Source organism: Bradyrhizobium sp. CER78, from assembly GCF_029846235.1.
In the GTDB taxonomy this organism is placed as follows: Bacteria; Pseudomonadota; Alphaproteobacteria; order Rhizobiales; family Xanthobacteraceae; genus Bradyrhizobium.
Window position 1 is genome coordinate 1 of the sequence record NZ_JARVWP010000026.1, and the last position, 25,220, is coordinate 25,220.

General features: G+C 63.7%; 25 protein-coding genes. 11 read left to right on the forward strand and 14 right to left on the reverse strand.

The window, feature by feature from the left end; translation table 11 throughout:
- Nucleotides 1–145 precede the first annotated feature (145 nt).
- The 3 genes from QDT69_RS34450 to QDT69_RS34460 all read right to left on the reverse strand — a co-directional run bounded on the left by QDT69_RS34450 (nucleotide 146) and on the right by QDT69_RS34460 (nucleotide 3,005).
- Nucleotides 146–1,408 (reverse strand): trypsin-like peptidase domain-containing protein, encoded by a 1,263-nt coding sequence (locus QDT69_RS34450; RefSeq protein ID WP_279710922.1) that lies wholly within the window; start codon nucleotides 1,406–1,408, stop codon nucleotides 146–148.
- Between the two features lie 204 nt (nucleotides 1,409–1,612).
- Nucleotides 1,613–1,858 carry a hypothetical protein gene (locus QDT69_RS34455; protein WP_279710976.1) on the reverse strand — a complete coding sequence of 82 codons (246 nt, stop codon included), beginning with the start codon at nucleotides 1,856–1,858 and terminating at the stop codon, nucleotides 1,613–1,615.
- Nucleotides 1,859–1,991: 133 nt separating this feature from the next.
- Nucleotides 1,992–3,005: a 1-aminocyclopropane-1-carboxylate deaminase gene (locus QDT69_RS34460; RefSeq protein ID WP_146989586.1), complete on the reverse strand. Its 1,014-nt coding sequence runs from the start codon at nucleotides 3,003–3,005 to the stop codon at nucleotides 1,992–1,994.
- 160 nt (nucleotides 3,006–3,165) lie between these two features.
- Here QDT69_RS34460 and QDT69_RS34465 point away from each other — a divergent pair, with 160 nt between their 5' ends.
- Nucleotides 3,166–3,630, forward strand: coding sequence for an Lrp/AsnC family transcriptional regulator (locus QDT69_RS34465; RefSeq protein WP_279710923.1), 465 nt, complete (start codon nucleotides 3,166–3,168; stop codon nucleotides 3,628–3,630).
- A gap of 42 nt (nucleotides 3,631–3,672) precedes the next feature.
- On the opposite strand, the gene QDT69_RS34470 is transcribed toward QDT69_RS34465, so the two are convergent.
- Nucleotides 3,673–5,238, reverse strand: a complete 1,566-nt coding sequence (locus QDT69_RS34470) for a serine hydrolase (RefSeq protein WP_279710924.1) — start codon at nucleotides 5,236–5,238, stop codon at nucleotides 3,673–3,675.
- A gap of 322 nt (nucleotides 5,239–5,560) precedes the next feature.
- Between QDT69_RS34470 and QDT69_RS34475 the strand changes: the two genes are divergently transcribed.
- The 3 genes from QDT69_RS34475 to QDT69_RS34485 all read left to right on the forward strand — a co-directional run bounded on the left by QDT69_RS34475 (nucleotide 5,561) and on the right by QDT69_RS34485 (nucleotide 8,941).
- Complete coding sequence (locus QDT69_RS34475; RefSeq protein WP_279710925.1) at nucleotides 5,561–6,967, forward strand: selenium-binding protein SBP56-related protein; 1,407 nt, start codon at nucleotides 5,561–5,563, stop codon at nucleotides 6,965–6,967.
- Nucleotides 6,958–7,638, forward strand: a complete 681-nt coding sequence (locus QDT69_RS34480; protein ID WP_279710926.1) for a hypothetical protein — start codon at nucleotides 6,958–6,960, stop codon at nucleotides 7,636–7,638. The genes QDT69_RS34475 and QDT69_RS34480 overlap by 10 nt, the downstream gene beginning before the upstream one ends.
- 148 nt (nucleotides 7,639–7,786) lie before the next feature.
- Nucleotides 7,787–8,941, forward strand: coding sequence for a LysM peptidoglycan-binding domain-containing protein (locus QDT69_RS34485; protein ID WP_279710927.1), 1,155 nt, complete (start codon nucleotides 7,787–7,789; stop codon nucleotides 8,939–8,941).
- 20 nt (nucleotides 8,942–8,961) lie between these two features.
- Here QDT69_RS34485 and QDT69_RS34490 read toward each other — a convergent pair whose 3' ends face one another.
- Nucleotides 8,962–9,342 carry a c-type cytochrome gene (locus tag QDT69_RS34490; protein ID WP_279710928.1) on the reverse strand — a complete coding sequence of 127 codons (381 nt, stop codon included), beginning with the start codon at nucleotides 9,340–9,342 and terminating at the stop codon, nucleotides 8,962–8,964.
- 73 nt (nucleotides 9,343–9,415) lie between these two features.
- Here QDT69_RS34490 and QDT69_RS34495 point away from each other — a divergent pair, with 73 nt between their 5' ends.
- The gene (locus tag QDT69_RS34495) at nucleotides 9,416–10,258 is read left to right on the forward strand and encodes an NAD-dependent protein deacetylase (RefSeq protein ID WP_279710977.1); all 843 of its coding nucleotides are present in this window, start codon (nucleotides 9,416–9,418) and stop codon (nucleotides 10,256–10,258) included.
- A 154-nt stretch (nucleotides 10,259–10,412) separates the two neighbouring features.
- On the opposite strand, the gene QDT69_RS34500 is transcribed toward QDT69_RS34495, so the two are convergent.
- From QDT69_RS34500 to QDT69_RS34525, 6 genes are all read right to left on the reverse strand, one after another.
- Nucleotides 10,413–10,709, reverse strand: a complete 297-nt coding sequence (locus QDT69_RS34500) for a hypothetical protein (RefSeq protein WP_074125256.1) — start codon at nucleotides 10,707–10,709, stop codon at nucleotides 10,413–10,415.
- Nucleotides 10,706–10,984: a cell division topological specificity factor MinE gene (gene minE, locus QDT69_RS34505; RefSeq protein WP_279710978.1), complete on the reverse strand. Its 279-nt coding sequence runs from the start codon at nucleotides 10,982–10,984 to the stop codon at nucleotides 10,706–10,708. The genes QDT69_RS34500 and minE overlap by 4 nt, the downstream gene beginning before the upstream one ends.
- Nucleotides 10,984–11,799, reverse strand: coding sequence for a septum site-determining protein MinD (minD, locus tag QDT69_RS34510; protein WP_050419827.1), 816 nt, complete (start codon nucleotides 11,797–11,799; stop codon nucleotides 10,984–10,986). Before minD ends, minE begins: the two co-directional genes overlap by 1 nt.
- Before the next feature lie 26 nt (nucleotides 11,800–11,825).
- Nucleotides 11,826–12,542: a septum site-determining protein MinC gene (gene minC / locus QDT69_RS34515; RefSeq protein ID WP_279710929.1), complete on the reverse strand. Its 717-nt coding sequence runs from the start codon at nucleotides 12,540–12,542 to the stop codon at nucleotides 11,826–11,828.
- A 700-nt stretch (nucleotides 12,543–13,242) separates the two neighbouring features.
- Nucleotides 13,243–14,253 carry a phosphate ABC transporter substrate-binding protein PstS gene (gene pstS / locus QDT69_RS34520; protein WP_279710930.1) on the reverse strand — a complete coding sequence of 337 codons (1,011 nt, stop codon included), beginning with the start codon at nucleotides 14,251–14,253 and terminating at the stop codon, nucleotides 13,243–13,245.
- Between the two features lie 193 nt (nucleotides 14,254–14,446).
- On the reverse strand, nucleotides 14,447–15,424 hold the full coding sequence (locus QDT69_RS34525; RefSeq protein ID WP_279710979.1) for a tripartite tricarboxylate transporter substrate-binding protein: 978 nt from the start codon (nucleotides 15,422–15,424) through the stop codon (nucleotides 14,447–14,449).
- Nucleotides 15,425–16,005: 581 nt separating this feature from the next.
- On the opposite strand from QDT69_RS34525, the gene QDT69_RS34530 reads away from it, so the two are divergent.
- The 5 genes from QDT69_RS34530 to QDT69_RS34550 all read left to right on the forward strand — a co-directional run bounded on the left by QDT69_RS34530 (nucleotide 16,006) and on the right by QDT69_RS34550 (nucleotide 21,904).
- On the forward strand, nucleotides 16,006–17,814 hold the full coding sequence (locus tag QDT69_RS34530) for an adenylate/guanylate cyclase domain-containing protein (RefSeq protein WP_279710931.1): 1,809 nt from the start codon (nucleotides 16,006–16,008) through the stop codon (nucleotides 17,812–17,814).
- 48 nt (nucleotides 17,815–17,862) lie between these two features.
- Nucleotides 17,863–18,768, forward strand: a complete 906-nt coding sequence (locus QDT69_RS34535; protein WP_279710932.1) for a phosphatase PAP2 family protein — start codon at nucleotides 17,863–17,865, stop codon at nucleotides 18,766–18,768.
- The gene (locus tag QDT69_RS34540; protein WP_279710934.1) at nucleotides 18,765–19,358 is read left to right on the forward strand and encodes a papain-like cysteine protease family protein; all 594 of its coding nucleotides are present in this window, start codon (nucleotides 18,765–18,767) and stop codon (nucleotides 19,356–19,358) included. Before QDT69_RS34535 ends, QDT69_RS34540 begins: the two co-directional genes overlap by 4 nt.
- Entirely contained in the window at nucleotides 19,355–20,017 is a 663-nt protein-coding gene (locus QDT69_RS34545; protein WP_279710935.1) for a hypothetical protein, read from the forward strand. Before QDT69_RS34540 ends, QDT69_RS34545 begins: the two co-directional genes overlap by 4 nt.
- A gap of 210 nt (nucleotides 20,018–20,227) precedes the next feature.
- Entirely contained in the window at nucleotides 20,228–21,904 is a 1,677-nt protein-coding gene (locus tag QDT69_RS34550) for an alkaline phosphatase family protein (RefSeq protein ID WP_279710937.1), read from the forward strand.
- A gap of 63 nt (nucleotides 21,905–21,967) precedes the next feature.
- Here QDT69_RS34550 and QDT69_RS34555 read toward each other — a convergent pair whose 3' ends face one another.
- From QDT69_RS34555 to QDT69_RS34565, 3 genes are all read right to left on the reverse strand, one after another.
- Nucleotides 21,968–22,348, reverse strand: a complete 381-nt coding sequence (locus QDT69_RS34555) for a pilus assembly protein (protein ID WP_279710938.1) — start codon at nucleotides 22,346–22,348, stop codon at nucleotides 21,968–21,970.
- Nucleotides 22,345–22,755 (reverse strand): TadE/TadG family type IV pilus assembly protein, encoded by a 411-nt coding sequence (locus QDT69_RS34560; protein WP_279710939.1) that lies wholly within the window; start codon nucleotides 22,753–22,755, stop codon nucleotides 22,345–22,347. The genes QDT69_RS34555 and QDT69_RS34560 overlap by 4 nt, the downstream gene beginning before the upstream one ends.
- 101 nt (nucleotides 22,756–22,856) lie before the next feature.
- Nucleotides 22,857–24,119, reverse strand: a complete 1,263-nt coding sequence (locus tag QDT69_RS34565; protein ID WP_279710940.1) for a pilus assembly protein TadG-related protein — start codon at nucleotides 24,117–24,119, stop codon at nucleotides 22,857–22,859.
- A 395-nt stretch (nucleotides 24,120–24,514) separates the two neighbouring features.
- Here QDT69_RS34565 and QDT69_RS34570 point away from each other — a divergent pair, with 395 nt between their 5' ends.
- Complete coding sequence (locus QDT69_RS34570) at nucleotides 24,515–25,174, forward strand: hypothetical protein (RefSeq protein ID WP_279710941.1); 660 nt, start codon at nucleotides 24,515–24,517, stop codon at nucleotides 25,172–25,174.
- The last annotated feature ends 46 nt before the right edge of the window (nucleotides 25,175–25,220 follow it).

A 25,220-nucleotide genomic window follows, 5' to 3' on the forward strand; every position in this document is an offset into this window, starting at 1 on the left:
TCGCAGGCGCGCATTGCTAAAATATCGAAAACAACCCCATGCAAAGGAGCCGGCGGCCGCCGGACCTTCGCAGGGAAAGGCGCATGGCCGGTAGCCATATGCCGTCGCCCTGCCGTAAGGACAGAGAGAGGGAGTGGCGGAGATCTCAATTTACCGGCTTCTTCGCGCCCGCGGCCTGCTCGTTCACCTTGCAGACGATCAGGAGCGTGTAGCCGCGCGCGTCCTTGGCGATCTCCGGCGTCTCCCGCTTTAACGAATCACGCCACTCGGCGGTCTGGTACTGCACCGCGCTGTTGTCGAGGAAATCGCGCAGCGCGCCGGTCTTGATCGCGAAATTGATGTTTTCCGGGATGGTTCCTGTTGCCCGTGCGACCGTGACAGCATCGAGCTTGGCCGCGACGACGCCGACCACACTGCCGCCGAGATCGAACAGCGGGCCGCCGCTGTTGCCCGGCTGCACCGCGGCACTGATCTGCAGGAAGCGGGTATCGTTGAGAATACCGCTCAGCGAAGAGACGATGCCCGTGGTGACGGTGAAATCGGACGTCAGCAGCCCGTGATAGGGATAGCCGATCGCCACCACGCCATTGCCGACCGGAATGGGGTTTTGCCTGATCTTGGCGACATCCTTGAACGGCGCCGGCGCCTGCAGCAGCGCGAGATCGTTGGTTTCGTCGCCGGATACCAGCCGCAATTTCACCGGCGCCTCGCCGCTCAAATTGCCGGTGATCTCGCTGCAGCCGTTGATGACATGATGGTTGGTGACGACATGGCCGGCGCTGCTGACCACAAAGCCGGTCCCGGTCCCCGACTTCGCCTGCTTTTGCGTCGGGCTCGGAGCGGGCTGCTGCGGCGGCGCTGCCGCAGGCTTCGCCGCGACCGCGAATTCCCCGGCGCTGGCGACGCCGTTCTTCTTCACCGAGACCACGCAGTTGAGCAGCGCCGGCAGCAGCTGCGCGGTCTGATTGAGGTTGAACTGAAACAATTGGCCCTGCGCGAACGCGGTCATCTGGCGCGCCTTGCGGAACTGATTGATCAGCGCCGAGTTCACCGGCATCTCGACATTCACGAGCTGAGTGCCGAGCGGCATGCCGTAGACATTGAACGCAGGCTGGCCGTCGAAGGTCAGCGCAAGCGGAAAGGCCTCGCCAGGAGTCAGACGCCAGCTCTCATGGGCAAAGCCCAGCCGCCAGCTGCCGTTGTTGGCGATCGCCACCATGAAAAAGATGCCGCTCTGATAGGTGGTGCCCGCCGAGCAATGCGTGAACGCGCCGTCCTTGTCGTTGGTGAAGGCGCCGCCCTTCCAATTGCCGACCGTGATCGAGCCGTAGGGACCGCGGGCGCTCGATGGCGTTGCAGACGCAAACAACCACGCGGCCGCAACGACCGCCCAGACCACAACCCTCATGACGCGCACTCCCCAGCCACAACCCATCATAGGAGGCGGAGAAATTCATCCGCAAGTGGTGTGCGGCTTGGCCTTTGGTCCTGCGGCCGCACAAGACCGCCGCGGATGAGGCGATCGCCACACCCTCTGGTTACAGACGCAATGTTCCTATTTTGTTCTTGAGATGTCAACCCGGACAGAATTCATCGGCCGCACAGCCGGACGCTATTGCGGCTCCCGGGCCGAAGACTGCGCGGGCGGGTTTGGTTCGCGGAACCAGTAGTGGGCTGCGAGGCCGTGAACGCCGACGCCGATCAGAAAGATACCCCCATAGAGTTCGACCGCGTGGTTCATGGCCAGCAGGCGGGCGCGCAGCACGGCGCCATGGCCCGGATAGGCCCAGAACCAATGCCCCACGGCGACGATGCCAACGCCGAGCGCGGCGAAGGCGCGGCCTGCCGCATTCATCATCCTCACGCGAAGGTCTCCCGAGTCGCCCGGCACGAAGAAAATACCGGGAGAAACTGACGCGGACCTGAACGTAGGAAATGAACGTAGCCCGGATGAAGCGCAGCGTAATCCGGGCTACGAAGTATGACCAGCCTCAGCCGTTGCGGAACGCGTAGGCGTAGCCGTTGAGTGCCGGCGCGCCGCCGAGATGGGCGTAGAGCACCTTCGATCCGGCCGGGAAGAAGCCCTTCTGCACCAGATCGATCATGCCCTGCATCGACTTTCCCTCATAGACGGGGTCGGTGATCATGCCTTCCAGCCGTGCGCTGAGGCGAATCGCCTCCTTGGTCTCCTCAGACGGTACGCCGTAGGCGGGATAGGCGTAGTCCTCGATCAGCACGACATCGTCCTCGACGATGTCGCGGCCGAGCTCGACCAGCTTGGCGGTGTTCTGCGCGATCGACAGCACCTGCGCCTTGGTCTGATCAGGCGTGAACGAACCGTCGATGCCGATCACGTTGCGCGCGCGCCCGTCGGCGGCGAAGCCGACCAGCATGCCGGCATGGGTCGAGCCCGTCACCGTGCAGACGACGATGTAGTCGAACTTGACGCCGAGCTGGCGCTCCTGCGCGCGTACCTCTTCGGCGAAGCCGACATAGCCGAGCCCGCCATATTTGTGCACGGAGGCGCCGGCCGGAATCGCGTAGGGCTTGCCACCCGCCGCCTTCACCTCCTCGATCGCCTGCTCCCAGCTCTTGCGGATGCCGATGTCGAAACCTTCGTCGACCAGGCGCACATCGGCGCCCATCACGCGCGAGAGCAGGATGTTGCCGACGCGGTCATAGACCGCGTCCTCGTGCGGCACCCAGCTTTCCTGCACCAGCCGGCACTTCATGCCGATCTTGGCCGCGACCGCTGCAACCATGCGGGTGTGGTTCGACTGCACGCCGCCGATCGAGACCAGCGTGTCGGCGTTGGAGGCGATCGCGTCGGGGATGATGTATTCGAGCTTGCGCAGCTTGTTGCCGCCATAGGCGAGGCCGGAATTGCAATCCTCGCGCTTGGCATAGAGCTCGACCTTGCCGCCGAGATGCTTTGACAGCCGATCGAGCTTCTCGATGGCGGTCGGCCCGAAGGTGAGCGGATAACGCGCGAATTTTTCCAGCATGCTGGCGTCCTCGTTGGTGTCCTGAACGGTGGCCAGACCTATCACCCTGGGCGCGAAAGGTGCTCTCTAACTCGGGCCAAGCAATTATCGAAGATTGCTGGATTTGGTCTGAATGATATGTTTCCTCTCACCAGACCGAACAATGATGAGAGATTCTTCCATGTCCGCCCGGCTCGATCGCATCGACCTCAAGATGTTGAGATTGCTGCAAAAGAACGGCCGGCTCAGCAATGCCGAGCTGGCCGATCAGGTCGGCGTCAGCCCCGCGACCTGCCATCGGCGGACCCAGGCGCTGTTCGACGAGGGCTATGTCAGCGGTGTCCGCGCCATGGTGGCGCCGCGCAAGCTCGGCAAGGGCACGCTGGTCATGGTCGGCGTCGTGCTCGACCGCTCGACGCCGGAAAGCTTTGCGAGCTTCGAGCAGGCGGTGGCGAAACTGAAATGCGTGCTCGACTGCCACCTCGTTGCCGGCGACTTCGACTACTTCCTCAAGATCCGCGCCGGCGACATGGAGGATTTCAACCGCATCCATGGCGACCAGCTGATCGCGCTGCCCGGCGTGCGCCAAACCCGCACCTTCTTCGTCATGAAGGAGGTGGTGGACAATGCGGCGCTGGAGTTTTGATCCGACGCGAGCGATGATGATGCATCTTCATCGCATCGCGCATCAGCCGCCGGCCGTCCCTTCTGCAGCGCCCTCGCGCCCATCCCTCGCCTTGCCGCGCAGCGCGACCTTGTCGCCGTCATAGGTGAGCGTCCAGGTCCAGGCGTCGCCGAGCCCGACATATTGGAGATCGACGACAAGCGTTCGCTCGTCGGTCCACGCGCCCTTGACGGCGCGCACACCGAGGAACGTCGGAGCACTCTTGCGATAGAGGCCGTCGAGACCGATCGGTCCGTTGAGGTCGCGCCGTGCAGGATCGCCCGCGTTGGTCTCCACGACGTAGCGCGGGTTCTCATCGGCAAGGAACAGCGTCAGTGTCTTGATACCGAGGTTGTTGTCGGGGAATTTGTAGGTGCGGCCCGAGATCGCGGATGCAATCGCGGGCGGCGCGCCGACCGGCGTCGGCTTCTCGGTTGAGACGTCCGCAATCGCCTTCGCCAATTGTTCGGCCGCGGCCGCATCATCCGGCAAAGCCTGATCGGACTTGATCGCTCCGGATATCTCGTCGGCCAGCTTGCCGAACGAACAGAAATTGCTCGCCGTCATCACGGCGACGATATCCCGCTCCGGCATCACCATGATCACCTGGCAATGATAGCCGACCGTCATGAAGATGTGCTTGTCGGGAATGGTCCAGAACTGGTTGGCATAGCGCAGCCGCGGATCAAATCGCGCATTCATGTTCACGGTGGCATGGTTGACGGCATCGAGGAAATCCGCTGGCAGCAGCTGCTTGCCCGCCCACTCACCGTTGCGGAGATAGAGATAGCCGATCTTCGCCATGTCCCGCGGCCGCATCATCAGGCCGAAGCCGCCGATCGGGAGCCTTTGCGGATCCCGCCGCCAGAACGGCCGGGCAATGCCGAGCGGGCCGAACAGTCGTTCCTCGGCAAAGTCGGCGGTGTTCTGGCCGGTGAGCTTGCTGACGATCGCGGACAACAGATGCGAGCCGCCGCTGTTGTAGTAGAAGGTCTCGCCCGGCGCATGCGACATCGGGCGGTCCAGAATGAACTGGACCCAGTCCGGGCTCTTTCCCATGTCGCGCAGCGACTGCTCCCGCCCGCCTGCAAACCCCTCGTCCCAGTCGAGGCCCGACGTCATGTTGAGCAGATGCTGGACCGTGATGGCCTTCTTGCGCTCGTCGACATCAGCGATGCTGCGATCGGAAAAGAAATCCAGCATGGGATGATCGAGACGATCCAAGAGACCATCCTTGTAGGCCATCGCCAGCAGCGTCGCGACCACCGCCTTGGTGGAGGAGTTGATCGCGTGCGGCATGTCGGCGGTGAAGGGCGCGTAATACGCATCGAGCACGATGCGGCCATGGCGCGTCACCAGCAGGCTGTCGAAGCTGCGCGTGGTGCCGGCCGCCACCAGCTTGGCCAGGACGGCCGAATCCATCCCCTGCTGCTCCGGCGTCGAGGTTTCCCACTGAGCTGTCGGCCAGACCGGCTCGGCGCCTTGCGCATTGGCCGCGACGGAATAGACCGATGCGAGCAGGATGCCCGCGCCTAGCGCCGCAGCCCTGATCCGTGACGAAAGCCCAACGACGCGATCGACTGCCTGCATAGTCCGCCCCTGCCAGTGACCAACTCGCGCAAGGCATATACCACGAGCGGCAGCGGTCTCGCTTCACAACTTGCAGACATGGGGATGACGGCGCAGCACGAGCCGTGCCGCCCGCAAGTCCCTGTGTGATACGGCTCACGAATTCGTGGCAGGACGCCGCAGTCGATGGGGATGCGCGCGTGTTTCCGGAAGCCGCACGATGCCGTAAGCTGTCCGCAGCCAACCTCGCGTCCAGCGGAGTGCCAGGCCGCCCCATTCAGACCATTGCAACGCTGCGAACGGCCCGACGTTGGTAACAAGCCAACAAAACCGGGAGTACGTCATGACGATGCGACCCGACCCCACGTTTCACGCCTCGCCAAAGCTTGCGATGGAGGCGCCGCCGGAGCAGTTCGCCTATACGCTGCTGCTCAGTCCCGACTTCAAGAAGCCCGACGCACTCGCGGTGATCGACGCCAAGCCGGGCTCGAAGACCTATGGCAAGATCGTCCACACCGTGACGATGCCGAACAAAGGCGACGAGTTCCATCACTTCGGCTGGAACGCCTGTTCCTCCGCACTGTCACCGCTCACCGGACACGCCTTCGTCGAGCGGCGCTATCTCATCATTCCCGGCCTGCGGTCGTCGCGCATCTACATCATCGACACCAAGCCCTCGCCGCTCGAGGCCAAGATCCACAAGATCATCGAGCCGGAGGAAGTGTTCAAGAAGACCGGCTACTCGCGGCCGCACACCATTCATTGCGGGCCCGATGGCATCTACGTCTCCACCCTCGGCGGCAGCGGCAAGGACGGCACGCAAGGCCCGCCCGGCATCTTCATCATGGATTGCGAGACCTTCGACGTGCTCGGCCGCTGGGAGATCGACCGCGGACCGCAGACGCTGCACTATGATTTCTGGTGGAATCTGCCGCGCGACTACATGGTGACCAGCGAATGGGCGCTGCCGCCGCAATTCGAGAACGGCATCGTCGCCGAGGATCTGCTGTCGAACAAATACGGCCACCGGCTGCATTTCTGGGATCTGCGCGCGCGGCGCAATGTGCAGACCATCGACCTCGGCGCCAATCACCAGATGGCGCTCGAGGTCAGGCCCGCGCATGATCCGATCCGTGAATACGGCTTCGTCGGCGTCGTCGTCGACACCACCAATCTCGAAGCCTCGATCTGGACCTGGTGGCGCGAGGGCGGAAAATTCCACGCCGAGAAGACGGCGACGATCCCGCCCGAGCCGGCGCCGAAGGAGAAGCTGCCGCCGCTGTTGCAAGGGTTCGGCGCCGTGCCGCCGCTGGTGACGGATATCGACCTGTCGATGGACGACCGCTTCCTCTACGTCTCCTGTTGGGGCACCGGCGAAATGCGCCAATACGACGTCCGCGATCCCAGGAAGCCAAAGCTTGCAGGGTCGGTGCATATCGGCGGCATCGCGCGCCGCACGCCGCATCCGAACGGCAAGGCGTTTGCCGGCGGCCCGCAGATGGTCGAGATCAGCCGCGACGGCAAGCGGGTGTATTGGACCAACTCGCTGTATTCGACCTGGGACGACCAGTTCTATCCCGACGGCATGCCGGGCGCCGAGGTCATGGCCAATGTCGGCGCGAACGGCGGGCTGGAGCTCGCCAAGGATTATTTCGTCGAATTCCCCGAGGGCTATCGCCCGCATCAGATCCGCCTCGAGGGCGGCGACTGTTCGACGGATTCGTTCTGCTATCCGTCGGTATGGAATTGAGCAACGTCGATACGACGACCATCTGGCTCTGGCTCGCGATCATCGCAAGCGGCCTCTATCACGGGATCAACCCGGGCATGGGCTGGCCGCTCGCGGTGTCCGCGGGCCTGATGGACAAATCCCCGCGCGCCGTCGTCGGCGCGCTGCTGCCGTTGTCGACCGGCCACCTTGCGGCGATGCTGCTCGTGCTGCTGCCGTTCGCACTGCTGATCGCGCTGGCGGAATGGCAACGCCCGATCCAGATCGCAGCTGGTATCATCATCATCGGCTTCGGCCTCATGCGTCTCGTCAATCGCCGTCATCCGCGCGCGCTGGCGCGAATACCGCCAACCAGATTGGCGCTCTGGTCGTTCGCGGTGGCGATTGCTCATGGCGCCGGCCTGATGCTGCTGCCGATCTATCTCGGTCTCTGCGCGACATCGGCAGCGCAGGACGGCCACATCGCGGCGCAGCGCGTGATCGACCAGAACCTTGCGATGGCGCTTTTGGTCGCGCTGGTGCACACCGCCGCCATGCTCGCTGCCGGCGGCCTGCTGGCCTGGCTGGTCTATCGCTACCTCGGCGTCAAATTCGTCGCGCGGAGCTGGTTCAATCTGGAGACGGTCTGGGCGGTCAGTCTCGTTCTTGTGGGCGCTGCAGCGCTTGCCGTCACCGTCGCGGAGTGGCCGTGAGCGGCCGGGCCGGCCGGGCAGCCCGAGAGAAGTAATCCTTTCATCCGACTTGATGGCCGGCGCAAAGCGGCGCAGTCTCTGAGGGAGGCCCCACAGGGCTGCAGGGTCGCGCGCGGACGCGCGGGGGCATTGATCCGCGGATGACATCATGAACGCTACGGCGATGCGACTGGTGATTCCGTTGTTGGCCCTTGCCGCCGGCGGCACGGCGGCGCTCATCTTCGGCATCCACCGAACCCAGCAAATCCTCGGCACGAACACGCCTTTGATGGCCACGGCACCATCCGCGCCGACAGCTCCCGCGCAAGGCCAAGACAAGAATCAGGACAAGACCGCGCTTGCGAAGGCGCAAAGCCAGACCGCGGCCCTGGCCAACGCGCTGGCACCACCGTCGCCGGTGCCGGGCGACAACGCCGTGCCGGAGTTCGACGTCGTCAACGTCGAGCCGACCGGCGAGACTGTTGTCGCCGGTAGGGCAGCACCGGGTGCGACGGTGGAATTGCTGCGTAACGGCGAGGTGCACGATCGCGCCGTGGCGGACAAGTCCGGCCAGTTCGTCATGGTGCCGCGCCCGCTCCCGCCGGGAAACCACGACTTGACGCTGCGCATGACACGCGACGGCAAGCAGGTGGTCTCCAAACAGAGCGTGGCCGTGGCGCTCGAGGCTGCGGCAAGGGAGCGGCCGATGGTGGCGCTGATGACGCCGGACAAGCCGGTCCGGGTGCTATCGCAACCGGCGGCGACGCCGCCGGCCGCCGGGAAAGTGGTGGTCGAGTCGGTCGAGACCGAGCCGGGCGGCATGCTCCATGTCAGTGGCCAGGCCGCGCCCGGCGCGACCGTCAGGCTCTATCTCAACGGCAGCTTGATCACGTCCGCCACCGCCGACGCGGCGGGGCACCTCTCGGTCACGATCAACAAGGGTGTCGCGGCCGGCAACTATCAGGTCCGGCTTGACGAGGTCGACCCCGGATCCGGCAAGGTCCGCGCGCGCGCCGAAGTGCCGTTCAACGTTCCGGACGCGACGACGACCGCATCGATCCCGGCCTCGTCCGGCCGTGCGGATGCGACCGCGCCGCGGCTCGCGGCGGCGACGGCCACCGACGCATCGAGCTCACCCTCCGCCGTGGTCGTGCCGAAGATCACGACGACCACGGTTGCCCGCGGCGACAGTCTGTGGCGGATCAGCCAGCGCGCATTCGGCGCCGGGCAGCGTTATGCGGTGATCTATCGGGCAAACCAGCAGCAGATCCGCAACCCCAATTTGATCTATCCCGGTCAGGTGTTCGTTGTGCCGGCACGGTGAGGCCAGCCTTCCGCCAACCGTCACTTGCCCGGCGATTTCAGGAACGCCACGATCCTGGCGCGATCCTCCGCCGAGCGGACGCCGGTGTACGGCTTCATGCCGTTGCCCGACACAACGGCTTCGGGATCCTCGATGAAGCGCAGCAGCGTGCTCTCATCCCAGACGATGTCGGATGACTTCATCGCCTCCGAATAGCGAAAATTCGCAACCGATCCGGCCTTGCGGCCGATGATATTGTTCAGGTTCGGGCCAGCGCGGTTGTCGCCGTCCTTGACGGTGTGGCAGGTGCGGCAGGAATTGTTGAACGCCTGCTCGCCTGACACGCCCGCGTCCTGGCCAAAGGACGGCGAGAGCGGCAGGGACGCCAATCCGCATAGCAGGACAATCAATCTTGGTCGCATCGATCACTCCGTCGGACGTGCCATGCCGTCAACGCAGAGGCCGAACGAAAGGTCCGCGCCCGTCAGACCCCACATCTGGCGCAGTCGTGCGCGCCGCACTAGATGTGCTGCCATGCAGCACCCCGCCCTCGAGGATTTCGTCGCCGGCCACCAGCGCCTGTTTGTCCTGACCGGGGCCGGCTGCAGCACCAATTCCGGCATTCCCGATTATCGTGACAGCGACGGCAACTGGAAGCGGACGCGGCCGGTCACCATCCAGGCCTTTTCGGGCGAGGCGGCGACCCGGCAGCGCTACTGGGCCCGCAGCATGGTCGGCTGGCGGCGGTTCGGCCGCGCGATGCCGAATGGTGCGCATCGCGCGCTGGCAAAGCTCGAACAGCAAGGGCGCTGCGAACTGCTCTTGACCCAGAATGTCGACCGCCTGCACCAGGCCGCGGGCAGCCAGCGCGTGATCGACCTGCACGGTCGGCTCGACGTGGTGCGCTGCCTCGGCTGCGGTGCCACGATGCCGCGCGAGCAGTTTCAGGGCGAACTGGCGCGGCTGAACCCTGCGTGGCTCGCGCTCGATGCCGCCGATGCGCCCGACGGCGATGCCGATCTCGATCAGGATTTTTCGTCGTTCGTGGTGCCGGCCTGCGAAGCTTGCGGCGGCGTGCTAAAGCCGGATGTGGTGTTCTTCGGCGAGAACGTGCCGCGCGACACGGTTGCATCAGCGCAGGCGCATCTCGAGCAGGCCGACGCCTTGCTCGTGGTCGGCTCCTCGCTGATGGTCTATTCCGGCTTCCGCTTCGTCCGCATGGCGGAGCAGCGCGGCCTGCCGATCGCCGCTGTCAATCTCGGCCGCACCCGCGCCGACGAGCTGCTGACGCTCAAGATCGAGGAGCAGTGCGAACAGGCGCTGGCGTTTTTGCTGTAGGCCGCCGACCTCTCCACGTCATTGCGAGGAGCGAAGCCACGAAGCAATCCATCGTTCCGCATCTGCGGAGGGATGGATTACTTCGTGGAGCCTGTCATCGGGCGCGCGTTCGCGCGACCCGTTGGCTCGCAATGACGACGGACAGAATGATCGCTTACGCCCGATGTCGCGGCGCCTTGGCCATCGGCAGATTGGCGTTCCAATGCGTCCAGCTGACGCTGGCGAGGCTGCCGAGATCCGTCGCCAGCGGGCGGCGGGTGCGGCGCTCGTACTCAGCGATGCAACGGCCGGACTCGCCGATCTTGCGCTGCAATTCGTCGATCGTCATCTGCGTCGCGCGGCCGCAATTGGCCTTGCCGAGCTGATCGACCTCGATCTGCTTCAGCGCCGCACGCAGCTTCTTCAGCTGCGCGCGCTGCCAGGCAATGTGACTGTCGCTGTCTGCCGTCATGTGGCTGCCACCATCTTTGATCGTTGCACGCCGTTGGGAACCTCGATGTCGACCTCGAGCATCGAGACGAACTTGCCGCGATCCATCCGGACCACGACTTTGTCGGGATCGACGTCGATATGCTTGGACACGACGCTGAGGATTTCCGAGCGCAGCATCTCCAGAAGATCAGGCGCACCACTCCGGCCACGCTCATGCGAAAGCAGGATCTGCAACCGCTCCCGCGCGACGGGCGCCGATGCAGCGCGGCCGCCGAACAGCCGCATTACGTTCATCATGCCGCCCTCCGTCGCAGCAGCCGGTCCATCAGCCCCTTGCGCTCGACCGGCACGGTCATCTCGACCTGCTCCCCCATCAGGCGCCGCACCGCGTCGGTATAGGCCCGCGCCGGCGCGCTGCTTGCAGCGTTCAGCGTGACCGGGCAGCCGACATTGGAGGCGCGCAGCACGTCCTGGCTTTCCGGAACGATGCCGAGCAGCGGCGTCGCAAGGATCTCCAGGATATCGTCGATCGACAGCATCTCGCCGCGCGCGGCGCGGCCGGCATCATAGCGGGTGACGAGAAGATGCTTCTCGACCCGCTCGCCGCGCTCGGCGCGGACCGTCTTGGAGTCCAGCATGCCGATGATGCGGTCGGAGTCGCGGACCGACGACACTTCCGGATTGGTGACGATGATGGCCTCGTCGGCGTAGCGCATCGCGAGCGTCGCGCCGCGTTCGATGCCGGCCGGGCTGTCGCACAGGATCCAGTCGAACTTGGTCTTGAGGTCGGCGATCACGCGCTTGACGCCCTCTTCGGTCAGCGCGTCCTTGTCGCGGGTCTGCGACGCCGGCAGCAGCCAAAGGTTTTCCAGCCGCTTGTCGCGGATCAGGGCTTGCGGCAGCTTGGCGACACCCTGCACCACGTTGATCAGGTCGAACACGACCCGCCGTTCCGCGCCCATCACGAGGTCGAGGTTACGCAGGCCGACGTCGAAGTCGATGACGACGACGTTCTGGCCCATTTGCGCAAGCGCCGCGCCAAGCGCGGCGGTGGAGGTCGTCTTGCCGACCCCACCCTTCCCAGACGTCACGACCAAAACCTTGGCCATTTCTCTCTCTCCTTGTAGTCAGTCGGTCAGTTCAATGGTGTGATGCGCAGCATTTCGCCCTCGAGCCACGCCTGGGCGGGCCGGTTGCGCAGGCTGTCGGAAATGTCATCCGCAGTTTGGTAGTAGCCGTCGATGGCAAGCAGCTCGGCCTCGATCCTCTGGCAGAAGATGCGCGCCGCCGAATTGCCGTTAATGCCGGCCATCGCGCGGCCGCGCAGCGTGCCGTAGACATGGATTGAGCCGCCGGCGACGATCTCGGCGCCGGAGCCGACCGAGCCGAGCACGGTGACGTCGCCCTCGGCGAACACGATCGACTGGCCGGAGCGAACCGGGCTCTCCAGCAGCAGCGAGGGCAGCTTGGTCTTGTCCTTGTCTTTGTTTTTTTCCTGCGCCGGCGGTGTCTTCGGCTCGACATGGGTGATCGCGCAAGCGCGGCCACCGCTCAGGAGCGGCGGCATGTTGGCGCCTAGCTTCGATTCGTCGACCCCTTCGATGCCGAGGATCCGGATGTTGCGTTCACCGAGGCTGCCGATCAGATGCGCGATCGCGGCCTGGCTGAGGTCGACCGCCGAGAGGTCGAGCACGACAGGCTTGCCGGCGAAGAAGCCCGGAGACTTCTCCAGCGTCGCGTCGATCTCGGCGAGCCAGGACACGACAGGCACGACCGGCGAGAAAACGAACGCGACATAGGAGCGCCCGCGCATGCGGACCTGCTGACGTGCGACCTGTTGAGTTGCGTCCATCGCCCCTGACTCGGTTGTCTTGTCGAATGGTTAACAATCGACCCGCATGGTTAACCAAAGGTTAACAGGCGTCAGAGTTTTCATTGATTTGGGACAGGTGGCTCTTTCGCACCACCGGCTCGGGCCAGCGGGCCCATTTGGGCTGGATCAAAGTCAATTGGGCCCAATCGCGCTATCATTCCGGCGCGCGCTGGTCGGGCCACATCATGACCAACTCCCGTTGGACTGAGATTCTGCGGTGCCCAAAATACCGACGCACGGGGCACGCCGAGCTGTTCGAGATCGCCCATTCCGCAATCGGATTGTGAGGGTCTCGGAGGATTTCGAGATTCGCACCGACGAGCGCGGCAGCGATTTCCAATGCCGAACTTGCAAGCTACCGGCCCTGCCATGACGTAGGATGCCTGTGGCAGGGCCGGACGGCGCGGATCAACGGCGGCCCGACGGCGATCGCTCGGCCTGCACGGACGCATCGAACACCGCGCAACATGGCCTCAGATGCCGTTCAAGGTCCCGCAGCAGAAACGTTCGCCGAAATTTGCCCTTTAAGTCAAAGGGCCAGATTCGATCCGGAGTGCATTCCGCACCGGCAAGACCTTCTCGCGCCCGCCGCCGCCACTCGACGGCCGCTGAGCCCAAACAAAACGCCGGCGTCGATCGACGCCGGCTCCTGCAAGTGGGTGTACTGGAAAGGAGCGTCTCAGCTCTTCACGTCAGCAGCCCAGGTCTTCTCGATCTGCTTCACGACGCTGTCGGGCATCGGGATGTAGTCGAGCTCCTCGGCGCTCTTGGCACCCTTGTCGAAAGCGAACTTGAAGAACTTGAGCGCTTCCTTCGAGGCCGCCTTGTCGGTCGCATCCTTGTGCAACAGGATGAACGTCGAAGCGACGATCGGCCAGGACTTGTCGCCGGACTGGTCGGTCAGGATCAGGTAGTAGCCGGGCGCGTTGGTCCAGTCGGCGTTCGAGGCGGCAGCCTGGAATGCTTCGTTGGTCGGCTGGACGGTCTTGCCGGCCTTGTTGACCAGGGCGGTGTAGGTCAGCTTGTTCTGCTTGGCATAGGCGTACTCGACATAACCGATCGAGTTCTTGGCCTGCGCGATGTTGCCCGCGACGCCTTCGTTGCCCTTGGCGCCGACGCCAATCGGCCATTCGACCGCAGTGCCGGACCCAATCTTGCTCTTCCAGTCCGGGCTGACCTTGCTCAGATAGTCGGTAAAGTTGAAGGTCGTTCCCGAACCGTCGGCGCGGTGGACGACCGAGATCGCTTCGGACGGCAGCTTGGCCTTCGGGTTGAGCTTCTTGATCGCCGCGTCATCCCACTTGGTGATCTTGCCGAGGAAGATGTTGGCAAGCGTCGAGCCGTTGAGCACAAGGTCGCCGGCCTTCACGCCTTCGAGGTTCACGACCGGCACGATCGCGCCCATGATCATCGGCCACTGCGCAAGGCCATCCTTCTGCAGCTGCTCGGACTTCAGCGGCGCGTCGGTTGCACCGAAGGTCACGGTGTTGGCTTCGATCTGCTTGATGCCGGCACCCGAACCGATCGACTGGTAGTTCACACCGCTGCCCGAATCCTTCTTGTAGGCGTCGGCCCACTTGGACAGGACGGGGAAGATAAAGGTCGAGCCGGCACCGGTGATGTCGGCTGCGAAACTGGGCGTAGCCATGAACACCAGACTAGCGGCCACGATCGATTTGACGAATTTCATGCTGATCTCCGTGGAAACGCGAGATGCCTCGCGTGCTCGATGCTCTCGTTAGCAGCGGCGACGTTTTTTCGAACGCCGATGACGATGGAATGACAGCGGCGCTTGACCTTTGGCCTACATCGAAAGTCCGAAAACGGCAGGGTGCCTGCCATTCGCGCTGCGTTGAAGCTTGCGGGAGCGTCGCGGTTGGAACTCATTCCGCCTTGATGTTGGCCGACTTGACGATCGGCCACCATTTCTCGATCTCGGCGGCCTGATGGTCGTGCAGCGCGGCGGGGCTCTGTTTGTCCGGCGGCGGGATCTCCTGCCCGAGTTCGGCGAAGCGCTGCCGGACGGCGGGCTCGGCGAGCGCCGAAATCACCGCCTTCGACAAGATCGATACGATATCGGCGGGTGTGCCCTTCGGTGCCCAGATGCCGTGCCAATAGGCAATGTAGAGACCCGGCAATCCCGCCTCATCGACGGTTGAAATATCGGGCGCCGATGCAAGCCGCGACGACGCGGTCACCGCAAACGCCTTCACGGTTCCGCTGTTCACCTGCGGCAGCGAGTTGGAAGCCTGATCGAACATGATGTCGATATGCCCGGCCATCAGATCGTTCAGCGCAGGGCCGGCGCCGCGATACGGCACGAAGGAGAAGTTCGCGTTCGTCAACTGCTGGAAGAACACGCCGGCGACATGCGCGCCCGAGCCAGGGCCGGCGGTGCCTGCCGTGGCCTTGTCGCCATTGGCCTTCAGCCAGGCGATCAGCTCCTTCAGATTTTTCGCCGGCAGGTCGGGCCGGCCGATGATGAGCTGCGGTCCGCTCGCGATCAGCGCAATCGGCGCGAACTCGCGCACGTCATATTGCAGCTGATAGATCGCGCCGTTGAGGCAATGCGTGCCCCAATGCCCGATCGTGATCGTGGTGCCGTCGGGTGTCGCGCGCGAGGCGCGCAGGCCCGCGACGGTGCCGGAGGCGCCGGTGACATTTTCGATAATGACGGGATGGCCGACCGCATTGCGCATGTATTCAGCGAGGATCCGAGCCAGCACATCGGTCGGCCCGCCGGCGGCGAACGGCACGATCATGGTGATCGGGCGCGCGATGGTTTCCGCGCGCCCACCTCGTGATGCAAGCGGCAGCGTCGCTGCGCCGAGCGCGAGTTGCAGGAATGGCCGGCGAGACATGTTGGGCATGCGCGTTCCCCCTCCTGCTGTCATAGAGCCGCTTGCCTAGAAGCTCCAGCCCTTCGACGCGCCCCAATCCATCATGAACTGCTCGGTCTCGCGGTAGCCCTGACGACTACGGGCAAGCGACGGGTGCTGTCCGGTGTCACCGTCGGGCGCATCCTCCCTCCCGTGAGCTGGTGCGGCCGATGACGGCGCTCGCAGCGATCCCGGCTGACGATCATTGCAGCCACCGGGCGCCCGCCCCAGGCGGATCACCCGGACGACGTCGACGCCCCGATCGAACGGCATTTGCGGGAGTTGGCCCAATCTGCATAACGCCGACCAGCAGTTCTCACCCCCGTACCATCTTGGCACTGAGCGCTTGGCCATCTGCGGAGGAAGAGGATGGCCAAGGCCGGGATATGGGCGTGGGCTGATAGCCATCATCTGTAGCGAATTCCCGGATAAACAGCCTTTTTGCTTGCCCGTTTTTGTGGCGGTCGGCGGCGGCTCACCGACCAGTCCCGCCCCGGTGGCGACAGGGTCGTTTCCGCATGCTAACGTACATGGAAGGTTATAGTGCGACGGTATAAGCGGGCATGGCAGTGCACACTGACCCTGTGTTGTCCCCTCAAGTGCTGCCTCCCTTTGAGCGGGCTTGTCGCGCGGTCCTTGCGGCTGACGTGGTTGGCTACACCCGACTGATGGAAGCGGCCGAGCTCGAAACCCATCAACGCTATCGCACTCTCCGCGTCGAAGTCACCGATCCGACCATCGTCTCGCATCGCGGTGAAATCGTGAAGAACACCGGCGACGGGTTTCTCGCGGTCTTCGAGAGCCCGCTGGATGCGGTCGAATGCGCGACCGAACTGCAGCAGGAAATCCTCTCCCGGGAGAGCCAGTACTCTCCCGAGCGCCGCATCGCATTTCGAATTGGCATCCATTGGGAGCCTGTCATCTTCGATCTCGATGACGTCTACGGAAGCGCGGTCAATATCGCCGCGCGTCTTCAGACGACGGCACCGGCAGACGGGATCGTGGTGTCATCGGCCGTGCTCGACAATCTTGATGGCGCGGGAGACCTGAAATTCGACAGTCTCGGCGACCTTCGGCTGAAGAATCTGACCCGAGCTGTCCCCGCGTTCTCGCTGCGATTGCCGGGGGTGGACCGCGGCGCGGCAGTCGGGTTCGCGCGCTCACCTTCCAGGCGGGCAAAATTGCCCTCGATCGCCGTCCTGCCGCTCGTCAGTCTTTCGGACGACCCCGCCGACAACTATTTCGCCGAGGGATTCGTCGACGATATCATCGCGACGCTCAGCAATATTAAACATCTTCTGGTCGTTGCCCGCGGGTCGACCATGATGATCGATCGCCGCGCCGTCGATTACGGAACGGTGGCCGGCGAACGACTTGGCGTGCGGTATCTGCTCAGTGGTAGCATTCGCCGCGCCGGCGATCGAATCCGGCTCTCTGTCGAGCTCGGTGACTTGTCGACGGCGTCAGTCATCTGGGCAGAGAAATACGAAACCGATATCGAGCACATCTTCGGCGTGCAGGATGAAATCGCCCTCATGATTGTCGGCCGCATCTCGACGCATGTGCGCCAGGCCGAGGTGAAGCGCGCGCTGCGGAAGCGCCCGCACAACCTCAACTCGTACGATTATTTCCTGCGCGCGCTTGATCTGCTCTACAAGCTGGACTTCGCCAGCTTTTCGATGGCGCGGACGCTGCTGGAGCGGGCGCGCGAAGAGGACGACAGCTATGCGGCGCCATATGCGTTTTCAGCGCGCTGGCACATGCTGAACATCGCCGAGGGCCGGTCGACCGATCCCAACGCCGAGATCGCCGAGATCATCCGGCTCTCGAATTGCGCCATCGAACGAGACCCATCCGACGCGCTTGCCCTTTCACTGCAGGGGCACGCGCGGAGCGCGTTCCATTTTGACTTTGACACAGCCCTCGACTGCTTTGACCGTGCGCTTGCCGCCTCGCCAAACAATCCCTGGGCATGGATGTTCAGCAGCGCAACATACGGCTTCATCGGCAAGCCGGCGTCGGGAATCGAACGAGCCGAACGAGCCATCCGGCTGTCCCCTCTGGATCAACAGGCCTTCACCAGTTTTTCGCGGCTCGGCCAAAATCATTATTTGAACGGCACCTATGAGGAGGCCATTCGCTGGTCGCGAAAGGCACTCAGCCTCAATCCCCGATACGGAAACGCGATCCGGATCGCAGCGGCAAGCCTTGTGGCCGTCGGCCGGCATGAGGACGCCGCGCTGTTGGCAACGCATCACCGGTCGGTTCTGCCGCAATTCACTGTGTCTCATTACGCGCCGCGTTGCCCTTTCAAGGCGGAGCAAGCTTCACTTTACGTGCAACGGCTGGAAGCCGCCGGACTTCCTGTTTGAATTGGAGTGCCTGATTGACAAATTGAATATTGGAGCTGGGAGGTTGCAATGCAGTTTCATGTATTTGATGGCGGCGGGGACGGTGGCGGCGACGGCGGCGGGGATGGCGGGGGAGGCGGCGGTCAAAGTTATGGCGCGGGCGGAGCCTATATGGGTTCGCCACCAGCACAGGGCGCACCTTTCCTGATCTTCGATCCGCTGGGCGGTGAAATCTGCGAGAAAGACCTCGATTTCAACGTGGTTTTCCCCTGGTCGGGATGGGAGCCCGACCTTTTTGGCGTGATCGCGCTGGCTGAGTTCGGCCAAACGGATTGGCGTCGCTCTATTCAAGCTCCCGATCCGCCACATCGTCATGCCGATATTTTTGCCGAGATCGATCAGTTGGCCGCAATGGCGCGCGATGAGCGCCCTCGCCTGATCGGTGAAATTCTCGATCAAAATACGCGACTGCGCGGCTATTTTGCCGAAGTCTTGATGATGTCGCCGTGGTCGCATCCGAGCTCGCTCAAGATCATCGAGATGGCGATCCGGGTTGCCCAAATGGTGGCAATAGACTTCAAGCTCCGGTTCAATCGAGCTCGGCCGCAACAGATCTGTCCTGCGCTCGTTCCCTTGATCAATTCGCCGGGGCACGCCTCGTTTCCGAGCGCGCATTCGCTCGAAAGTCACCTGATCGCTCTGGCGCTCGCGGAGATGCATCCTCGACATACCAAGCGGATGCTCGTCGCGCTGGCCGATCGCATTGGGCGCAATCGCGAGGTGGCAGGCGTCCATTACCCGAGCGATACCCACGCCGGAAAGGTGATTGCCGGCCAGGCGTTCGAGATCCTCAAGGAATGCCCGACGTTCAAGGCGGTGTTGGCTGAGGCCAAACGTGAGCCCGGCAAGGCCGGGACACTCGTCCTGCCGTCCGGACGTTCGACCTCCAAGAAGAAGCGGGGGAAACGATCGTGACACCGGCAGCAGACGAAATCGCTTCTCTCGTGAACACGACATGCGTCCCGATCAATCTGCCCCCGTTCAGGCGATCGAGATGGCGGCTGCTCGACTTCAAGAACGAGCATCAGGAAAAAACACACTGGTGCTGGGCCGCCGTCGCGGCCAGCGTCGCCCATTTTTATCGTCCCTCCAGCAGGGTGACCCAATGCGACATTGCGAACGGACAGCTGGGCCGGACTGATTGCTGCGTGGCCGACAAGGATTCCTGCAATGTCTACGGCTACCTGATGTCGTCGCTGTTCCGCGTTGGCCATTTCAGGAAATGGACCGCGCGCCGCTCTGCGTCCTTGCGAGAGACCCAGGAAGAGATCGGCGGCAGACGCCCGCTATGCGTGCGCATCGTCTGGAACGGCGGCGGGGCCCACCTTGTCACGATCAAGGGTTACTCCGCGGCGGTCAGCCTGCCCGCACAAAATAACTACGGCCTGGCCATTGCGGACCCTTGGTGGGGCCTCTCGGACATCGATGCCGCGCAATTTCCGCGCGGCTATGTCAACTGCGGCACCTGGACGGACACATACTACACCAGGAGGGCAACGGCATGACGATTCCGGCAGCTGACCTTCCCGACGATGCCCGCGACGCCGTCCTTGCCGGCATGGCCAGGCGAGCGCGCACGCGCGGCTTTGCGACGCCCAAGCTCAGCTTCGCGCATCGCAATCATCCCGAAGACCTCGAGCTTTGCGCACCCCATCGCATGGCGTTGCTGCCGTTGAGCGTGTTGCGCCGTCTGGCGGGCCCCGGCGGGTGCGTGGCCAAGGCTCCAGCGGAGATGGAGCTGCCTGCGCTCAGTTCGGTGGCGACCATCCTCGGCTGGCGGTTTCTCATCTATGACAAGAACCTTCTTGAGCCGATCGCTGCTGCTCATGCCGTCTTCACCGACCAGGGCGGCTATCGGTTGGCCGAACTGAACGAGGGACCCTACGTAGCCAGCTTTCTCAAGGCGCTTCAGGCGCCCGCCGTACGCCGCGCGATCTCATCCGACACCGACGATGACAAACCTTGTGAGCCGCTGTTGCTGCTCGCTCCGGCAATTTGCTTTGCCGGATTGTGGATCCGGCATCAGGACAGCCGTAAAGACTTCATCCTGCCGATGGATTCCAGCCACTTGCGGGCTTTCCACAATGTGGACGCCGCGCAGGTTCTCGATGCCCTGCTTCACGCGTCGATCGCAATTCCAAGCGACAGCGCTTCGGCAGGGTGACACGCGCAGCCCAGCGCAATTTGGCGAGTGAACTGCAAGAGCCAATCATTGCGCGGCGACAGCGCGTCGCGCACCGCTGGATGCCGTTCGCTTGCGCCACGGTCATCGAACTCGCACGAAAACGTCATCCCTCCGTCAACTGACCGCGACAAGTTGTCGCGGTCAGTGCAGACGAATCCAATCCTGTCGGAAATAGAGAGGGGCGAACTCATGAGTGGTTTTCGTGACTATGTCTTGTCGACTGCCGCGATCGCGGCGGCCATGCTTGCCTGCGGCGTCGCAGTGGCGCACGCGGATGATGACAACGGGCACTCGCAGCGACATGGCTACAAGCACGTCTTGCTGATCAGCGTCGACGGCATGCACGCCGTCGATTTGAAGCGTTGGGTCGAAAGCCGCCCCGGCGGCAACTTCGCCCAGCTCACCGGCAAAGGCGTCGTCTATCCGAACGCCTACACCACCGCTCCGTCCGACAGCTATCCCGGCATGCTCGCGCAGGTCACCGGCGCGACGCCAAAGGGCGGCGGCCTGTTCTATGACGACAGCTATGATCGCAACGAGTATCCGGCCAAGGCCTTCTATACCAGCCAGAATCTTCCGGACCCGGGTTGCGTGAGCCCGGCAGGCACCGAACTCACCAACTTCGAAGCGCTCGACAAGACCTTCGATTACTCCAGCGGACTGGTCGCCGATTACACCGCCGGCGGCACGCTCGGTCAGGTCTACACGCAGCTCGATCCGGACCACATGCAGCGCAAGCTGGTGAACGGCCAGTGCGTTCCGGTCTATCCGCACGACTACGTACGCACCAATACGATCTTCGAAGTCATCAAGCAGGCCGGAATGCGCACGGCCTGGTCCGACAAGCATCCGGCCTATGAGGACCTCGCGGGCCCGTCGGGCAAGGGCCTCGACGAGCTCTTCACGCCGGAGATCAACGCGCAGGACACGATCGACACCGGCGCCAAGCCCGGCGACGACTACACCAAGAGCTTTGTCGGTGTCCGTTCATACGACTCGCTGAAGGTGCAGGCGGTGTTGAACTGGATCGACGGCTACAACGGCACGCGAACTCAGCATCAAGGCGTCCCCGCGATCTTCGGCATGAACTTCCAGGCGGTCAGCGTTGGCCAGAAGCTCGCCAAGGCCGGCAACGCCGATACCGACAAGTCGCTGGTCGGCGGTTATGCCGATGCCAACGCGACGCCCGGCAACGCGCTCACGCAGCAATTCCAGTTCGTGGACGATGCACTCGGCAAGTTCGTCAACGAGCTCAAGGCGCAGAACCTCTACGATACGACGCTGATCATCATCAGCGCCAAGCATGGCCAGTCGCCGATCAACCTCGCGGATCGCGTGGCGATCTCGGACGCGCTGTACAGCAACACGCCCGGTTTCGGCACCAACGGCTTCGAGATCTGCGACGACGCGGCGCTGGTCTGGTTGTCGCCGGAGCTGCAGCAGGCGACCAATCCGGCGACCGGCAACCCCTATTATGCCGATGCCAAGGCCTACATTCTGGCCCACGCCGCCGATCTGCATATCCAGAAGCTGCTCGACCGCGATGAACTGACCAAGCTCTACGAAGATCCGTTCCACAACAGCCGGGTGCCGGACTTCATCGCCATCACCGATCATGGCGTCATCTGCACCGGCGGCAGCAAGCTCGCCGAGCATGGCGGCTTCTCCAAGGACGATCGCAATGTCCTGCTGCTGCTCTCCTCGCCTCGCATCAAGCATGCGCGGACGATCGAGGAGACCGCCTTCACCACCCAGATCGCACCGACGATCCTCCGTGCGCTCGACCTCGATCCGCGCAGCCTCCAGGCGGTTCGCGAAGAGGGCGTCGAGGCCCTGAAGTTGAATGAAGGCGCGGAGCGGTTCTGACCGCCGCGGTGGCCCGGCCTACAAATCGGCGCCCCACGGGGCGCCGATTTTTCGGATCATGCCCTAGGCAGGAAAGCAGGCCGCTGCCGTCAGCGTGAACGGAGCCAGATTGAGGATCTGGGGAAACTGGAATTGATAGTTTGCACTCACCTGGCTGCCGCACGCCGCGGCGCTGTAGCTGAACGTCGAGGACGGCAAGCTCAGTCCAAACGCCTGCTGGGTAGCGTATGCGGCGATTGCGCTCGGGTTGCCGGTAGGACAAAGCGCGGGGTTGACGCTCGCGCATCGCGCCGTGACCGCCACCGCGTGCTGCATTCCCACCTGCGTCCACATCAGCAGCCCGAACTCGATCACGCCGAACAGGAACGCGAAGAAGACCGGCGCGATCAGGCCGAATTCGAGTGCCGACGCTCCGCTCCGGTCACGCCAGAATGCGCGTTTCACTGCAGCCTCGCCGTGGACTGCGTGCTGATGACATAGCTGTTCGGAACGATCTGATAGTTGATGATCGTCGAGTAGCTGCCTTGCGCGGAGACAATGGTGTATGTACCCGCCATTCCGCCTCCGGGACACGTTCCGCCGCAGGTCATGCTGGTGACGCCCGAACTGGTCGCGCAGCCGCAGAACTTGATCGGAGCAGGCGAGGCGCTGATCGCATTGGAGTTCGTCGCAGCTGCCACGGCCGTCGAGATCGCATTGGCGTCGAACCCATGCGCGATGGCATATTCGACGCCCGCCTGCGAGGAGCCCTCCACCTGCATCTTGCGGTAGATCGCAAGGCCGATATCGGTCACGGAAACGACCATCAGCGAAAGCAGCGGGACTAGGACGCCGAATTCGATCGCCGCCACACCGCGTGTGTCGTCTCCGAACCTGCGACGGAAAAAGCCGCGACGCCGCTGAGAACGGCGCTCACTCCCTATCGTGCCCGTTTTCATCTCATCACTCCGGCTTACTCGACAAGCTGCGCTGTTGCCGTGCCGATCGCATTGCCGCCCATCGCAGCGCAATTGACCTTGACATTGGAATTTCCGACGATCGAGATCGTGTCAGCGATGATTTGCGTGCAGTTCGCGCTCGTGCCATTGCCACCGCTGAAGCTCAGCGCCCCCTTCGGCAGGTAGACCGCTCCCTGCAGGTTCTGCGTACCGCCGCCCGTCAAGTTGAAGCTGCTGCCGACCGGCATCCTGCGGTCGCCATAGATCGCGATTCCCGCGGTCGTTCCGCTGGTCGGCGCGGTGAGGCTGACATTGGCGTTGCTCCCGATCGTCGCCGTGCCCCAGTTGCCGCTCGACCCGGTAAACACCAGGGTGACGCCCGTTCCCGAGATCGTGGCGTTGCCGGCCACCGACAGGTTCGCGCCGTTGAAATAGTAAATCCCGGGATTGAACGTCAGCGTCGCACCGGCGGCGACCGAGATGTCGCCGCAATAGCTGCCCGGACTGAGGGTCGTCGTGCCCTTCACGTTGAACTTGTTCGAGTAGTCGCACCATGTCGGCATCGTGGGCGTGACGTTGGCATAGGGATCGCCGATCGCCCTGATGCCGGTCCGAATGCCGTTGGTCGCCGTGATGCTGCTCGTACCGGAAACCCCGCCGACCACGCCAACCATGGCCGCAGATATCGTTGCCGTCCCGCTGACATTGAGCGCCGAGCTGCCGTTGGAGTTGTCATAGAGGTTGCAATTGATCAGGTTGAGCTGGGTGTTGCCTTTCACGGTGACGGAGGGATTGGCGGTCGGGTCGAGCGCCAGCACGCAGCCCGTTCCGACATTGCCGAGTGCGACGGCGCGGGCCGTGACCTGCACCGCCCCGGAGCCGAACAAGGCCGACATCAGCCGCGCTTGCGGCTGGCTGATGATGACTTCGACCGCCTGGGGGCTGGAGGCGAAGCTTCCCGTGGACGGAGGCTGGTTCACCGTGACGGTGACGTTGCCGATCCCGTTTGCATAGCCGTAGAACGTCGTGACGGCGTTGGCCTCGGTCGCGAAATTGGTGCCGGCGGTGGCCGCACTGACAGCCGCCGAGTCGGCCGCACTCATCATGTTCTTGTGCTTGTAGAACCACCACGCGACCTCGGTTCCGAGTCCTGCGGTCCCGACCAGGACTGGCATCAGCAAGGCGATGATGATCGCGTAACTGCCGGACCGGTCGCGCGCAAAGCGCTTCAGGAGACCGTCCTGGCGAACCCGGCACTCATCCGGTGCCGACCTCATTTGCGAGGATATTCCAACTTCCGCCTTCCAAGGAATGAAGGCCGTCATGTTGTCCTCACGCCGCTTGTGGCAAACTCCCCCAATTCCTACGGCATGATAATTTAATGTCAGCTCTGCGCGATCGACGAAAATCGGACATGGCGCTTAACACTCCCTTAGCCAATCCGGGCCGCCAGCCATGGCGATGCCCTCACCAGCGCCTGGCGCGCGCCGCCTGCAAACATGCCGGGCAGCGCCGGCAACGCGAGCGCGATCATGCCCGGCCCAGTCACGCGCAGTGCTCCGCGGCGGGCGCAACGAGACGATGGCGAGAGATTGAACGGCCGCCAGGCGGGTCGTTCATTGGATGGCGGACGACTTCGCAGCCGTCGACCTGATATCGGCCGCTACTGCTCTTGCGCCAAACGGCCCGGCATCGCTTCGAAGCCGTCACGTTTTCCGAAGAGGATCGTCAGCGCGGCGACCAATATCAGGCAAATGCGCAACGCGCGGAGCTGTCAGCGAAGTCCCGCGACATGGACGAATTCCTGACCTCGCTCGGCATGACGATCGAATTCCACGCGTTCGATGCCGTCAATCTCGGGCGGATCGCGCAGCTCATCAACAAGACGAACCAGTTCAACCTGACGACGCGCCGCTACACGCATTCCGAGGTCGAGACCATGTCGCGCTCGCCGGATTGCCTGACCTTCCAGATCAGGCTTCGCGACCGCTTCGGTGACAACGGGGTGATCGGCGTCGTCATTGCGCGAAAGAAGGACGCGACTTTCGACATCGACACCTGGTTGATGAGCTGCCGGGTTCTCGGCAGGCGGGTCGAGGAAGCCATCATTGCCGAGCTTGTCCGCCATTGCCGCTTGAACGGCGTCGACACGCTGGAGGGAAGCCACCTCCCGACCGCCAAGAACGGGATGGTCCGCGACCTGTACAAGAAGCTCGGCTTCGCGCCGGCCGGCGCCACGGACGACCAGCATGTCTGGAAGCTGGATATCTCCGAATACAACGCGCCCGCCCTGCCGTTCGAGGTTATTCGCGACAGCGCCGCGAGTGCGTGAGAACGGCCGCGAGGCTTGAGCGGCGACACCGCCGGCGCGATCCCGC